This window comes from Streptomyces sp. NPDC002935 (assembly GCF_040611295.1).
Taxonomy (GTDB): domain Bacteria; phylum Actinomycetota; class Actinomycetes; order Streptomycetales; family Streptomycetaceae; genus Streptomyces.
The window spans coordinates 118,047-130,678 of the sequence record NZ_JBEXNW010000026.1 but is presented as its reverse complement, the minus strand read 5'-3'; the positions used below and the strand labels follow the sequence as shown (position 1 = coordinate 130,678).

The window sequence follows — 12,632 nt, the reverse complement described above, 5'->3', positions numbered from 1 at the left end:
GCTCAAGGGCGACAGCTACCGCATGCGCGGCCGCGACCTCGGACGGGTTCCCGCCGCCAACACCGGGGCCCGCGTACCGGATCCTGCCCGGATCCAGGCGCCGTGCCGCCCGGCCCGGACCCACGCCGTCCTGTCCAGCCGTGCCGATCTGGGCGTCCGAAATCCGCGAGACCCGTCCCCCCGCCCCGCCTAGTCTCAGGAGCATGATGAACACCTCCGGCACCGCGCCCCAACGCCGTGCGCAGCTGCTCGCCGCCGGTGCGGCGACCGTCACCGTCGGGCTGTGGGCCTCCGCCTTCGTCTCGATCCGCAGCGCGGGCGCCGCGTACTCGCCCGGCGCGCTGGCGCTCGGCCGACTGCTCGCGGGAGCTCTCGTGCTCGGTGCCGTCTGCCTCGTGCGCGGCGAGGGGCTGCCGCCGCGCGGCGCCTGGCGCGGGATCGCGATATCCGGCGTGCTGTGGTTCGGCTTCTACATGGTGGCCCTCAACTGGGGCGAGCAGCAGGTGGACGCCGGTACGGCGGCGCTGGTGGTGAACATCGGCCCGATCCTGATCGCCCTGCTCGGCTCCCGGCTGCTGGGGGACGCGATGCCGCCGCGGCTGCTGGCCGGCATGGCGGTGTCGTTCGCGGGCGCGGTCGCGGTGGGGCTGTCGATGTCCGGTGGCGGCGGTTCCTCGGTCCTCGGTGTCGTGCTGTGTCTGCTCGCCGCCGTCGCGTACGCCGGCGGGGTCGTCGCGCAGAAGCCCGCGCTCGGACGCGCGAGTGTGCTGCAGGTGACGACCTTCGGCTGTCTGGTCGGGGCCGTGGTGTGTCTGCCGTTCGCGGGGCAGCTCGTCCACGACGCGGCCGACGCCCCCGTGTCGGCGACGCTCAACATGGTGTACCTGGGCGTCTTCCCGACCGCGCTGGCGTTCACTACCTGGGCGTACGCCCTCGCCCGGACGAGCGCGAGCCGGATGGGCGCGACGACGTACGCGGTGCCCGCCCTCGTGGTGCTGATGTCCTGGCTCTTCCTCGACGAGGTCCCGGGCCTGCTGACGCTGGCGGGCGGGGTGCTGTGCCTGGCGGGTGTGGCCGTGTCGCGCTCCCGGACGCGTCCGGGTGTGGCGACGGCATCCGAGGCAGCCGCCCCGGATGCCGTCGCCGCGCAGACTGCGACACCGGCACCGGCACCGGCACCGGCATCGACTGCGGCTCCTGCCGGGGCCGGGGCTCCGGTTTCCACGGCGGCTCCGCAACCGGAGGCGCGGGCCGAACAGGCCTGACACCGGGCCGCCTCGACGCCTGCCGCGCCTCTCCAGGGCGGCCCGGCGATGCCTAGAACACCACCAGCGCCCGGCCCCCCTTGCCCGCGATCATGTTGTCGAAGGCCGCCGGGATGCCGTCCAGGGCGATGCGGTCGGTGACCAGGCTGCCGAGGTCGAGGCGGCCCGCGCGGATGTGTTCCGCGAGCACCGGGAGATCGCGTGCCGGGTCGGAGTTGCCGTACACGCAGCCCGCGAGGGTCCTGCCCCAGTGGAAGATCTCGAGGGCGTTGAAGGTGACCTGCTGGTCCTTGCCGCCGATGCCGACGACCGTGGTGCGTCCGCCGCGCCGGGTCGACTCCCAGGCGGTACGGATGGTGACGGCGCGGCCGACGCATTCGACGGCGACGTCGACGCCCTGCTTGCCGGTGAGGGCACGGATGTCGCGGGCGGTGGTGTCGGAGGCGACGACGTAGTCGGTGGCCCCGGCCTCGCGGGCCAGTGCCTCCTTCTCGGGCGAGACGTCGACCGCGACGATCTTCGAGGCGCCCGCGATCCGGGCGGCCTGGAGGGCGGCGAGCCCGACCCCGCCGGCCCCGAACACGGCGACGGTCTCGCCGGGGCGGACCTTCGCGGAGTTGTGGACCGCGCCGTATCCGGTGAGGACCGCGCAGCCGAGCAGGGCGGCGTCGGTGAGCGGGATGCCGTCAGGCGCGGGCAGGAGGCAGGACACCGGCACCACCGTCTCCTCCGCGAACGCGGCGACGTTCAGGCCGGGGTACAGGTCGCTCCCGTCGGAGACGCGACGGGCGTACACGTTCCCGGCGCCGGTCAGGGCGTCGGCGCAGAGCCACACCTCACCCAGCGAACAGGCGTGACAACTCCCGCAGGAGGGAGCCCAGTTGAGGACCACACGGGCGCCGGGCGCGACCTGGGTGACGCCCTCGCCGACCGCGACGACGGTCCCGGCGCCCTCGTGGCCGAGGACGGCGGGCACCGGCACCCGCATGGTGCCGTTGGACAGGGACAGGTCGGAGTGGCAGACCCCGGCGGCGGCCAGCCTGACTCGGACCTGGCCCGGTCCCGGGTCGGGGAGTTCGATCTCGGCGATCTCCAGCGGGGCACCCACGGCGGGAAGGACAGCGGCGCGAACCACGTGAACGCTCCTAGAACTGGAGGGACTTGGTCTGGAGGTACTCGGACAGGCCGTGGGCGCCGAGTTCGCGCCCCACGCCCGACTGCTTGTACCCCCCGAAGGGGGCCAGGGGATTGAAGCGTCCCCCGTTGATGTCGACCTGGCCGGTGTCGAGCCGCCGCGCGAAGGCGACCGCCTCGGACTCCTCGCCCGCCCACACCGCGCCCGCGAGCCCGTACACGGTGCCGTTGGCGATCCGCAGGGCGTCCTCCTCGTCCTCGTAGCGCAGGATCGTCAGGACCGGGCCGAAGATCTCCTCCTGCGCGATCGTCATCCGCGGGGTCACGTCGGCGAAGACGGTGGGACTGACGAAGTAGCCCTGCTCACGCGGGGATTCGGGGCCGCCCGCGACGAGCCGCGCGCCCTCGGCGACGCCCTTCTCGATGTACCCGCGCACCCGGGTCTGCTGCTTGGCGTTGACGACGGGGCCGATGCGGTCGCCGTACTTGGCCGCGGCGGCCGCGGCCAGCTCGACGGCCTCGTCGTAGCGCGCGGCGGGGACCAGCATGCGGGTCCAGGCGCTGCATGTCTGGCCGGAGTTGGACATCACGTTGGCGACGCCGACGTTCACGGCCTTGGCGAGGTCGGCGCTCGGCAGGATGACGTTGGCGGACTTGCCACCGAGTTCGAGGGCGACGCGCTTGACCGCGGCACCCGCGGTGGCGCCGATCCGCCGGCCGACCGCCGTGGAGCCGGTGAAGGAGACCAGGTCGACGTCCGGGTGCTCGGCGAGCGCCTGGCCCGCGACCGGACCGAGGCCGGTGACGAGGTTGAAGACACCGGCCGGGACGCCCGCCTCGGCCACGGCCTCCGCGAAGAGCTGGGCGGTGAGCGGAGTGTCCTCGGCGGGCTTCAGCACCACCGTGCAGCCCGCGGCGAGGGCGGGGGCGACCTTGGCGACGATCTGGTGGAGCGGGTAGTTCCAGGGCGTGATCGCGCCCACGACACCCACGGGCTCCTGGTAGACGGTCGAGTTGCCGACCTTTTCCTCGAAGGCGTACGTCGCCGCCAGCTCGGCGTAGGAGCCGGCGACCAGCACCGGGACGCCCGCGTGCACCGCCTGCGAGAACGCGAGCGGCGAGCCGAGCTCGGCGGTGACCGTCTCGGCGATCTCGTCCTTGCGGGCGGCCAGGACGTCCCTCAGGGCGGCCAGGCGGGCGGCTCGTTCGGCGGGCGCGGTCGCGGCCCAGCCGGGGAACGCTGCGCGGGCGGCGCGTACGGCGGCGTCGACGTCCTCGGCCGTGCCCGCCGGGACGTGGCCGATCACCTGCTCGTCGACCGGGTTCACGACCTCGATCGTGTCCCGTCCGGTGGCGGGGCGCCACGCGCCGTCGATGTACATGCCGTCATGTGCCTTCATCGTGTTCCTCCCGGGCGGGGCAGCGTCGTCCGCGCCCTAAACTAGCGATGATAGTTTTGCGGCGCCAGGGGGACCCGCCGCACGGGAGGCTCCGGCCCTGGTCAGCGGCCCGCGGCGGCGTTCGGCAGTCCGGGTGTCGGCAGCCTTGCCCTCCGGGCGGCCGGGGATCCCGGCGGTTCGGCGGCACGGCGATCCGGCAATCCGGCGGCACGGCAACCGGGCGGCATGGCGATCCGGCGGCACGGCGGCGGCATGTCGCCGGTCCGGGGGCGGTTCAGCCACGTACGCCCGGGGCTCACTCCTCCAGGTCCGGGAGCCGCGCCGGTGCCGGACAGATCCGTTCGCCGGTCCGGTCGAAGACGAACAGATGGGCCAGGTCCACGAGGAGCGGGACCTGCATCCCGTGACGGAGTGCGATGTCGGGCGTGGTGCGCACGACGAGGTCTCCGGGCAGCCGGCCCTCGGGCGGTGTCTGCTCGGGGAGTTCGGGCTCCGCGCCCGAAGGATGGTCGAGGACGACCACCGGCCCGGCCCGTCGCGCCCCGGCGCGCTCCCGCAGCCGGCCCAGGACGGTGCCGTCACGGCGCCTGCGCCGGGTCGGACGGGCCGGGCGCGGCGATTCCAGGTCCGGCACGAGGGCGGGCCGCGAGCCCGTGTTGAAGTGGACGAGAACCTCGTGGCCCTGGAACTCCACGTGCTCGACGAGACCGCTGATCGCCACTTCGCCCGGCCGGGCCTCGGACGGTTTGGCGAGCCGTACGGCCTCGGAGCGCAGGCCGACGATCACCTCACGGCCCTGCTGCACCCGGAGCAACTGGTGGTCGAGACAGAGGGGTTCGGGCAGGCGCAGGTACTGCTTGCCGAGGCTGATCGTCATGGCCCCGTCGAGCGGTGCCCGGACGAGCCCGCGCAGCAGGTTGATGCGCGGGGTGCCGATGAAGGCGGCGACGAAGACGTTCGCGGGCAGCCCGTAGACCGTGCGGGGCGTGCCCACTTGCTGGAGGACTCCGCCGCGCAGCACCGCGACCCGGTCGCCGAGCGACATCGCCTCGGCCTGGTCGTGGGTGACGTACACCGTGGTCGCGCCCAATTCCCTGGTGAGCCGGGAGATTTCGGCCCGCAGATGGTTGCGCAGCTTGGCGTCGAGGTTGGACAGCGGCTCGTCCATCAGGAAGGCGGAGGGGTGGCGTGCGATCGCCCGCCCCATCGCGACGCGCTGCCGCTCGCCGCCGGAGAGCTGGTTGGGGAAGCGGTCCAGGAGGTCCTGGATGCCGAGCATGCGGGCGGTGGCGTCCACCCGGGCCCGGGGGTCCTCGCCGGGTGTCTCGATACGCAGCGGGAAGCCGATGTTGTCGCGGCTGGTCATGCTCGGGTAGAGGGCGAAGTTCTGGAACACCATCGCCATGTCCCGCCCGGACGGCTGCAGATCGTTGGCGTACTCCCCGTCCAGCCGCAGTTCGCCCTCGGTGATCTCCTCCAGCCCCGCGATCATCCTCAGCACGGTCGACTTGCCGCAGCCGGACGGGCCGAGCAGCACGAGGAACTCGCCGGGCCGGATGTCCAGCGACAGCCGCTCCACCACGCGGACGCCGCGGGTGTACGACTTGCTGACGTGGTGCAGGGAGATGGCGCGTGTCATGACAGGTGCCCCCGGGGGCGTGCAAGGCGCTGGTGCTCCGCGGTCGATCGTCCCGTGCGGGTCGTACGGGACGTTTGAGTCACGGAAGTTAACGGACCGCGCACGCCCGGGGGAAGACGCGCGGCGTCATCGGACGGGCCGGTTCGGTACGGGCGGAAACGGACGATCGGATACCGGTCGGGCCGGCGCCGGGCACGGGGGGCCGCCGGTACCGCGGTCCGGCGCCCGGCGGCCCGGCTCAGCGGGTGCCGGACCGCCCGCGGGTCGCCGTGAGGTGGGCGAACACGACGACGTTCGCGGCGTATCCGGCCTTCCGGTCGTAGGCACCACCGCAGGTGATCAGACGCAGTTCGGGCCGCCCCCTGCCGCCGTACACCTCCTGGTCGGGGAAGTGCGCCTTCGCGTACGTGCGTACCGCGTCCACCGTATAGACGGCGGTCCGCCCGTCCACGCGCCGGGCCTCGACGAGTCCGCCGGGCCGGATCCGCTCCAGCGGGGCGAAGACGGCGGCTCCCGTCCGGGTGTCGCGATGGCCGACGACCACGGCTGTGCCGCGCTCGCCCGGTGTGGGACCGTCCGTGTACCAGCCGACCAGGTTCGGCTCGTCCCCGGGGGGCGCGGCGAGCCGTCGGTCGCGGTCCAGCCCGAGACCGACGGCCGGCGCCTCGACACCGAGGGAGGGGACGCGCAGCGAGGTGGCCCGGGAGCGCGGCAGCGGGGTGGGCGGGGGTACGGACCGGGCCGGACGGACGGCCCTGGAGCGGTGCGGCCGTGCGCCGTGCGCGTCGCCGCCGGGGCGGTGGGAGTCCGGCCCGTGCCCGGCGCGCGCCGCCCCCGCCGGAGCGGCGGACGCGGCGCCGTCGTCGCGTACGGCGCCGGACGCCACCGTCCCGGCGGGCTCACCGTCCCCCGCCCACCAGACGCCGCCCGCCACCAGCGCGACGGTGACCACCAGGGTCCGCGTCAGGCGGTAGGCGCGCGTCCGGTACCAGGGCCTCGGCCGCCTACGCGGCGCCATCGGGGCGTCGGCGCAGTCGCAGGAACACGACTCCTCCGGCCACGACGAGACCCACGGCCGCCGCACCGGCGACCGGCGAGAAGTTCTGCGGGTGGGCGAGACCGCCGCCGCCCGCGGGGGGTCCTCCGTTGGGACCACCGGGACCGCCGCCCGGGCCGCCTGTGGAACCGCCAGGGCCACCGCCCGGGCGGGTGGGCGTCGCGGTCGGGCTCGAGGTCGGGACGCCGACGGGACAGTCGACCTTGAAGACCTTGCTCTCGCCCGCGCCGTTCGCGCCCACGAACCTCCAGGTCAGCTTGTACTGGCCGTCGGGCAGCGTGAGTTCCGGTGTCCGGCCGTGCCCGGACGGCAGGTCCAGGCTGCCCCTGAGGTTGGCGCCGCCCGCGACCAGCGGCTGGGTCACGATGAACCAGGTGACCTGCTGCCCCGGGTCGAAGTTGAAGCCGTCGAGGTAGAAGTGACAGACCGTCGGATCATCTCGCGGGTCGTCGACCCCCGTACCCGAGTCGTGGATCTTGACGTCGCGGTTGTCGCCGGGGGCGGCGGCGGCCGGGGCCCCCAGGAGGGCGGTGCCCGCGACGGCGAGAGTCACGAGGGCGCCGGCGCCGCGACGTGGACCGGAGCGGCGCGAGAGGGACGAGGTGGACATGCGGATTCCTCCGAGTCAGATGATTTTCATACAAATCTCACTTCATCTGACTACCTTTCACATACGCCCTCGAAAAGATCGCAACTGCGCCCAGTACCCCGTCAGGTATCGCTCTTCCGGCTCAAGGACACCCGGGACCGCGGCGACCTGGTGTCACGGGCAGGGGGCCAGATCCACGGGCACCCCGTTGAGTACCGCCGTTCCGGAGAGCGGGTCGAGCAGCGTGCCGTCGAGCAGTTGGTTGACGTTGACGCCGGGGTCCAGGGCGGCGTGGCTCAGCCGGGTGCCGGGACGGTCGTGCCCCCAGCCGTGCGGAAGGCTCACCACGCCGCGCCGTACGGTGTCGGTGACCTCCGCCGGGGCGACGACTTCTCCCCCGGCGCCCTTGACGCGTACGGGCGCCCCGTCGGCGAGCCCGAGCCGGGCCGCGTCGTCGGGGTGGATGTGCAGGGTGCAGCGGTTGGAACCGCCGGTGAGTGCGGGGACGTTGTGCATCCAGCTGTTGTTGGAGCGCAGATGACGGCGTCCGACGAGGACGACGGCCGCCGGGCGCTCGCGCAGGGCCTCGCGCAGACGCGGCAGATCCGCCGCGATCGGCTCCGGCAGCAGCTCGATCTTCCCGCTGGGGGTCTTCAGCGGCCCCGGCAGCCGGGAGGCGAGCGGTCCGAGATCGATGCCGTGCGGGTGAGCGAGCAGTTTGTCCAGGGTCAGTCCGTCGGGGCGGGCGCCGAAGCCGTCGCCGTACGGGCCGAGGCGCAGCATCATGTCGAGCCGGCGCTCGGGGCCGTTGACGCCGGTGAGGGCGGCGGCGAGTTCCCGCGGGTCGCGCCCGCGCACCGGCGACGCGCTGTCCCCGACCGCCTTGCCCAGGGTGCTGTCGATGACCATCGTGTCCACGGCGGACGGGTCGGCGCCGTGCATGCCGGTCACGGCGAGGACGAGCCGGGCGAGGATCTCGGTCTCCGCCGGACGGCCCTCCTCCAGAGGGACGGCGGGGCGGTTGTAGCGGACCTGGTTGCGGACGGCGAGGGTGTTGAAGGCGAAGTCGTGGTGGGCGCTCTGGGAGGGCGGGGGCGGCGGCAGTACGACGTGGGCGTGGCGCGAGGTCTCGTTCAGGTACGGGTCGACACTGACCATGAAGTCCAGCGAGTCGAGCGCCTTGTCGAGACGGTGTCCGTCGGGTGCGGACAGGACGGGGTTGGCGGCGACGGCGATGACGGCGCGGACCGGGCTGCCGTCCGGCGTTGCGGTGTCGATCTCCTCCGCCAGGGCGGCCAGCGGCAGTTCGCCCTTGGCCTCCGGGTGCCGGCTGACCCGGCTGTGCCAGCGGCCGAGCGCGAAGCCGTGGCCGGGACCCGCCGGCCGGGGTGCCCGGTCGGTGGCGGCCAGCGGGAAGAGGGCGCCGCCGGGCCGGTCGAGGTTGCCGGTGAGGATGTTGAGGACGTCCACCAGCCAGCTGGCCAGGGTGCCGTGCGGGACGGTGCAGCTGCCGATGCGGCCGTAGACGGCGGCGGTGGGCGCGGCGGCCAGCTCGCGTGCCAGCTCCCGGATGGTGCCGGCGTCCACGTCGCAGACCGCGCTCGCCGCCTCGGGGGTGAAGTCCCTGAGTGCGTCGGGGAGTTCGTCGACGTCCTGGACGTGCGGGGCGAGTGCGCCGAGGTCGACGAGCTTCTCCTCGAAGAGGACATACGCCATCGCCGCGAGGAGGCTCGCGTCGGTGCCGGGACGGATGGCCACATGACGGTCGGCGAGCTTGGCCGTGCGGGTCCGGCGCGGGTCGATGACGGTCAGTGTGCCGCCGCGGGCCCGCAGCGCCCGGAGCTTGCCGGGGAAGTCGGGGGCGGTGCACAGACTCCCGTTGGACTCCAGCGGGTTGGCGCCGATCAGCAGCAGGTGGTCGGTGTGGTCCAGGTCCGGCACCGGGATCGCGTTGGCGTCGCCGTACAGCAGGCCGCTCGACACGTGCTTGGGCATCTGGTCGACCGTGGAGGCGGTGAAGACGCTGTGGGTGCGCAGGGCACCGAGCAGAACGGCAGGGTAGAGGGCGCCGGCCATGGTGTGCACGTTCGGGTTGCCGAGGACGACGCCGAGGGCGTGCGGTCCGTACCGCTCGACGACGGGGCGCAGCCCGGCGGCCACCGCGTCGAAGGCCTCCTCCCAGGTGGCCTCGCGCAGTTCGCCGTCCACGCGGACGAGAGGGGTGCGCAGTCGGTCGGGGTCGCCGTCGGCGGCCCCGAAGGAGGCACCCTTCGGGCAGATGAAACCCTTGCTGAACACGTCGTCGCGGTCACCCCGGGCGCCGGTCACCCGGGTGCCCTCGATGGTCAGCGTCAGCCCGCAGGTGGCTTCGCACAGGGGGCAGACGCGCAGGGCGGTTCGGGAGTCGGGGGTGGCGCCGGAGGTGCGGGACACGGGTCCTCCCGGAGGACGGTGGCTTCGGTGACACACGGACGGGCCTGAGCATACCGACCGGTACGCATGACGGGGAGGTCTGCCGGGGGGTCACGTCGGAAAGCCGCGCGTCGAAGGCTCCGCGGGTCCCGGGGTGACCGGTCGGCCGACCGGTCGCTCGACCTGTCAGTCGAGGACCCTGGACAGATACGCACGCAGCAGTTCGCGGGTCTCGTCGATGATCCGCTCGTCCCCCTCGGGGGTGACCCGGAAGGCCAGGTGGACCAGGGTGTCGGCGGTCTCCACGGCGACCAGGAAGGAACGGCGCAGATCTTCGTCCGGGGTGCGGTCGAGGTATCCGGAGAGCAGGTCGGTCAGGCGGTCGGCGACCCGGGTGTTGGGTTCGGCGTGGCGGGCGCCGACGGGTATCTGGTTGCCGAAGTCGACGAGGGAGAAGCCCGGCGCGGTGCGCTTCATGGCGAGGTACTCGTCGAGCACCGCGTCCATCGCGGCCCGCCAGCCGCCCCCTTCCGCCTCCCGCAGGCGCAGGGTGACGCGCTCGGCGTAGAGCTCAAGATTGCGCTGGGCGAGCGCGTCGGCCATCGCGCGCTTGTTGCCGAAGAAGCGGTAGACGGAGCCGATGGGCACACCGGCGCGCTGAGCCACGGCCCGCGTGCTCAGACCGTCGTAGCCCACCTCGTCGAGGAGGTCGGCGCAGGCGTCGAGGATTCTGGTCAGTCGTTCTGCGCTGCGCCGCTGTACGGGCGCTCTGCGCAGCGAGGTCGCATGGGGCACGGTCTTCATGATGCCTTTCCGCCGGGGTCCGGTGAACCTCCCCCATCAGTACGCACCTCCGTGCCGTGACCACTCATTTCGCCTTCGGGACCACCGCCCGCGGTGTGGCCTGCGCCGCTGCCGGTGAGACCGTCGGTGTCGGTGCCTCCGAGGTTGGCGTCTCCGGGCCGGACGCCGACCCGGCCTCCGACGAGGTGATGTCGGCCGTGCTCTCGACGGGCTCGCCGTGGACGGCCCAGACGGTGCCGTCGTCGGCGTACAGGCGCGCGGTGACGTGGTGGGTGCCGCGCGGCACGAGGTCCCCGGCCAGGTGGTAGTCGGAGGTGCGCAGCCGGGCGACGGTCCGGCCGTCGACGTAGAGGTGGGCGATGCCGCGCCCGGCGACCGGCACGGCGCGCGTGCCCGCCGGCGAGAAGCGGAAGTTGCGGACGGTCAGCCGCACGTCCCAGCCGTCGGCGGAGTCGGGCTGGATCTCGATCCCGACCTCGGGTGCCCCCTTCTTGCCCACGTCACGGTAGAGCCGTCCCTCCTCGTCCATCTCGTCTACCAATGTGCCCACGGGCGAGGCCGACACCGTGTCCCCCCGCCCGTGCGCATCTCCGGCTCCGCAGCCCGCGGCTCCGCCGAGCAGGGCGCAGACCGCGAGCGCGGTGAGCAGTCCACGCGTCCACCGCATGCCCGGGAGCGTAGAACAAGGCTCTGACAGCCGGGATCCCCCTGGAGTCGGGTTCTTGGGCCGTGCGCCAACCCTTGAGTACTACTCCCTCGCGGGGAGTTCCGCCCGCCCCGAGCCCCGCCGCGAGCCCGCCCCGAGCCCGTGGGCGAGCTCGCGGGCGAACCCGTCCGCGCGGAGATCCGTGCGCGGCGCGTGGCCGATCTTGTTCGGTGCGCACGCGCGACCCCTTGCGCGGGGAAGGACTGAATCCTACGGTGATGCATAGGAATCAGGCGCGAGGGAGCGATCATGAGCGGGGACGCGAGGAAGACGGCCGAGGGGCTGACCTACCTCTCCGGATTCGGCAACGAACACAGTTCGGAGGCGGTCCCGGGAGCACTGCCGCACGGCCGCAACGCGCCGCAGCGCGCACCGCTCGGGCTGTACGCGGAGCAGCTCAGCGGCTCGGCGTTCACCGAGCCGAGGGCGTCCAACCGTCGTTCGTGGCTGTACCGGATCCGGCCGTCGGCGTCGCACCCCGCCTTCACCCGCACCGACAACGGCACCCTGCGGACGGCCCCCTTCACCGAGTCGGTGCCCGACCCGAACCGGCTGCGCTGGAACCCGCTGCCCGAGCCGCCCGCCGGGACGGACTTCCTCGCGGGCCTGTGGACCCTCGGCGGCAACGGCGACGCGAGCCAGCGAACCGGGATCGCGGTGCACCTGTATCACGCCAATTCGTCGATGGAGCGGGTGTTCAGCGACGCCGACGGCGAGCTGCTCATCGTCCCGGAGCGCGGCGGCCTGCTGCTGCGCACGGAGTTCGGGCTGCTGTGTGTGGAGCCGGGCCAGATGGCGCTGATCCCCCGGGGGGTGCGCTTCCGGGTGGAGCTGCTGGACACCGCGCCGGAGGGCGGGCCGAGCCGGGGCGCCCGGGGCTATGTGTGCGAGAACTACGGGGCACCCTTCCAACTGCCCGACCTCGGCCCGATCGGCGCCAACGGTCTCGCCAACGCCCGCGACTTCCTCGCCCCGGTCGCCGCGTACGAGGACGTCGAGGGCCCGGTCGAGGTGGTGAACAAGTTCTGCGGCAACCTCTGGACGGCGACGTACGACCACTCGCCGCTGGACGTCGTCGCCTGGCACGGCAACCATGTGCCGTACATCTACGACCTGCACCGTTTCAATGTGATCGGCTCCATCAGCTACGACCACCCGGACCCCTCGATCTTCACGGTCCTGACGTCGCCGTCCGACACCCCGGGCCTGGCCGGTGTCGACTTCGTCGTCTTCGCGCCGCGCTGGCTGGTGGGCGAGGACACGTTCCGGCCGCCGTACTTCCACCGGAACGTGATGAGCGAGTACATGGGGCTCATCGAGGGCGCGTACGACGCGAAGGCGGAGGGCTTCGTGCCGGGCGGCGGCTCGCTGCACAACATGATGTCGGCGCACGGGCCGGACCGGGAGACCTTCGACCGCGCCAGCGCCGCCGAGCTGAAGCCGCAGAAGATCGACGACGGCCTCGCCTTCATGTTCGAGACGCGCTGGCCGGTGACCGCGACGGCCCAGGCGGCACGGGCGGAGCACCTCCAGCGGGGGTACGACGACGTGTGGCAGGGCCTCCAACGGCACTTCCGGCCGGTGGACTGAGACCCACCGGGCGTTGCCTTCCACGCCCGCGACCGG

General features: G+C 73.2%; 11 protein-coding genes. 3 read left to right on the top strand and 8 right to left on the bottom strand.

From position 1 onward, the window contains the following. Positions 1-193, top strand: a 193-nt coding sequence (locus ABZX90_RS30115) for a hypothetical protein (RefSeq protein ID WP_355209952.1), incomplete at its 5' end; no start/stop codon positions are given. A 10-nt stretch (positions 194-203) separates the two neighbouring features. Further along, positions 204-1,265, top strand: coding sequence for a DMT family transporter (locus ABZX90_RS30110; protein ID WP_355209950.1), 1,062 nt, complete (start codon positions 204-206; stop codon positions 1,263-1,265). A 52-nt stretch (positions 1,266-1,317) separates the two neighbouring features. Here the strand turns inward: ABZX90_RS30110 and ABZX90_RS30105 are convergent, their stop codons facing one another. The 8 genes from ABZX90_RS30105 to ABZX90_RS30070 form a co-directional block, all read right to left on the bottom strand. Next, positions 1,318-2,400 (bottom strand): Zn-dependent alcohol dehydrogenase, encoded by a 1,083-nt coding sequence (locus ABZX90_RS30105; RefSeq protein WP_351129742.1) that lies wholly within the window; start codon positions 2,398-2,400, stop codon positions 1,318-1,320. A 10-nt stretch (positions 2,401-2,410) separates the two neighbouring features. Beyond that, positions 2,411-3,799 carry an aldehyde dehydrogenase family protein gene (locus ABZX90_RS30100; protein ID WP_351129744.1) on the bottom strand — a complete coding sequence of 463 codons (1,389 nt, stop codon included), beginning with the start codon at positions 3,797-3,799 and terminating at the stop codon, positions 2,411-2,413. Positions 3,800-4,094: 295 nt separating this feature from the next. After that, on the bottom strand, positions 4,095-5,438 hold the full coding sequence (locus ABZX90_RS30095; RefSeq protein ID WP_355209946.1) for an ABC transporter ATP-binding protein: 1,344 nt from the start codon (positions 5,436-5,438) through the stop codon (positions 4,095-4,097). A 238-nt stretch (positions 5,439-5,676) separates the two neighbouring features. Then, positions 5,677-6,456: a class F sortase gene (locus ABZX90_RS30090; protein ID WP_355209943.1), complete on the bottom strand. Its 780-nt coding sequence runs from the start codon at positions 6,454-6,456 to the stop codon at positions 5,677-5,679. Beyond that, positions 6,443-7,105, bottom strand: a complete 663-nt coding sequence (locus tag ABZX90_RS30085) for a hypothetical protein (RefSeq protein WP_355209940.1) — start codon at positions 7,103-7,105, stop codon at positions 6,443-6,445. The genes ABZX90_RS30090 and ABZX90_RS30085 overlap by 14 nt, the downstream gene beginning before the upstream one ends. 153 nt (positions 7,106-7,258) lie before the next feature. Further along, positions 7,259-9,517 carry a molybdopterin oxidoreductase family protein gene (locus tag ABZX90_RS30080; protein ID WP_355209937.1) on the bottom strand — a complete coding sequence of 753 codons (2,259 nt, stop codon included), beginning with the start codon at positions 9,515-9,517 and terminating at the stop codon, positions 7,259-7,261. Positions 9,518-9,682: 165 nt separating this feature from the next. After that, entirely contained in the window at positions 9,683-10,300 is a 618-nt protein-coding gene (locus ABZX90_RS30075) for a TetR/AcrR family transcriptional regulator (RefSeq protein ID WP_355209935.1), read from the bottom strand. Between the two features lie 64 nt (positions 10,301-10,364). Continuing rightward, entirely contained in the window at positions 10,365-10,967 is a 603-nt protein-coding gene (locus ABZX90_RS30070) for a hypothetical protein (RefSeq protein ID WP_355209932.1), read from the bottom strand. Positions 10,968-11,255: 288 nt separating this feature from the next. On the opposite strand from ABZX90_RS30070, the gene hmgA reads away from it, so the two are divergent. After that, complete coding sequence (hmgA, locus tag ABZX90_RS30065) at positions 11,256-12,596, top strand: homogentisate 1,2-dioxygenase (protein ID WP_355209929.1); 1,341 nt, start codon at positions 11,256-11,258, stop codon at positions 12,594-12,596. Positions 12,597-12,632 lie beyond the last annotated feature (36 nt).

Coding starts and splice junctions, on each gene's coding strand:
- ABZX90_RS30110 (WP_355209950.1), top strand. CDS start 204: ATGATGAACACCTCCGGCACCGCGCCCCAACGCCGTGCGCAGCTGCTC.
- ABZX90_RS30100 (WP_351129744.1), bottom strand. CDS start 3,799: ATGAAGGCACATGACGGCATGTACATCGACGGCGCGTGGCGCCCCGCC.
- ABZX90_RS30095 (WP_355209946.1), bottom strand. CDS start 5,438: ATGACACGCGCCATCTCCCTGCACCACGTCAGCAAGTCGTACACCCGC.
- ABZX90_RS30090 (WP_355209943.1), bottom strand. CDS start 6,456: ATGGCGCCGCGTAGGCGGCCGAGGCCCTGGTACCGGACGCGCGCCTAC.
- ABZX90_RS30085 (WP_355209940.1), bottom strand. CDS start 7,105: ATGTCCACCTCGTCCCTCTCGCGCCGCTCCGGTCCACGTCGCGGCGCC.
- ABZX90_RS30075 (WP_355209935.1), bottom strand. CDS start 10,300: ATGAAGACCGTGCCCCATGCGACCTCGCTGCGCAGAGCGCCCGTACAG.
- ABZX90_RS30070 (WP_355209932.1), bottom strand. CDS start 10,967: ATGCGGTGGACGCGTGGACTGCTCACCGCGCTCGCGGTCTGCGCCCTG.
- hmgA (WP_355209929.1), top strand. CDS start 11,256: ATGAGCGGGGACGCGAGGAAGACGGCCGAGGGGCTGACCTACCTCTCC.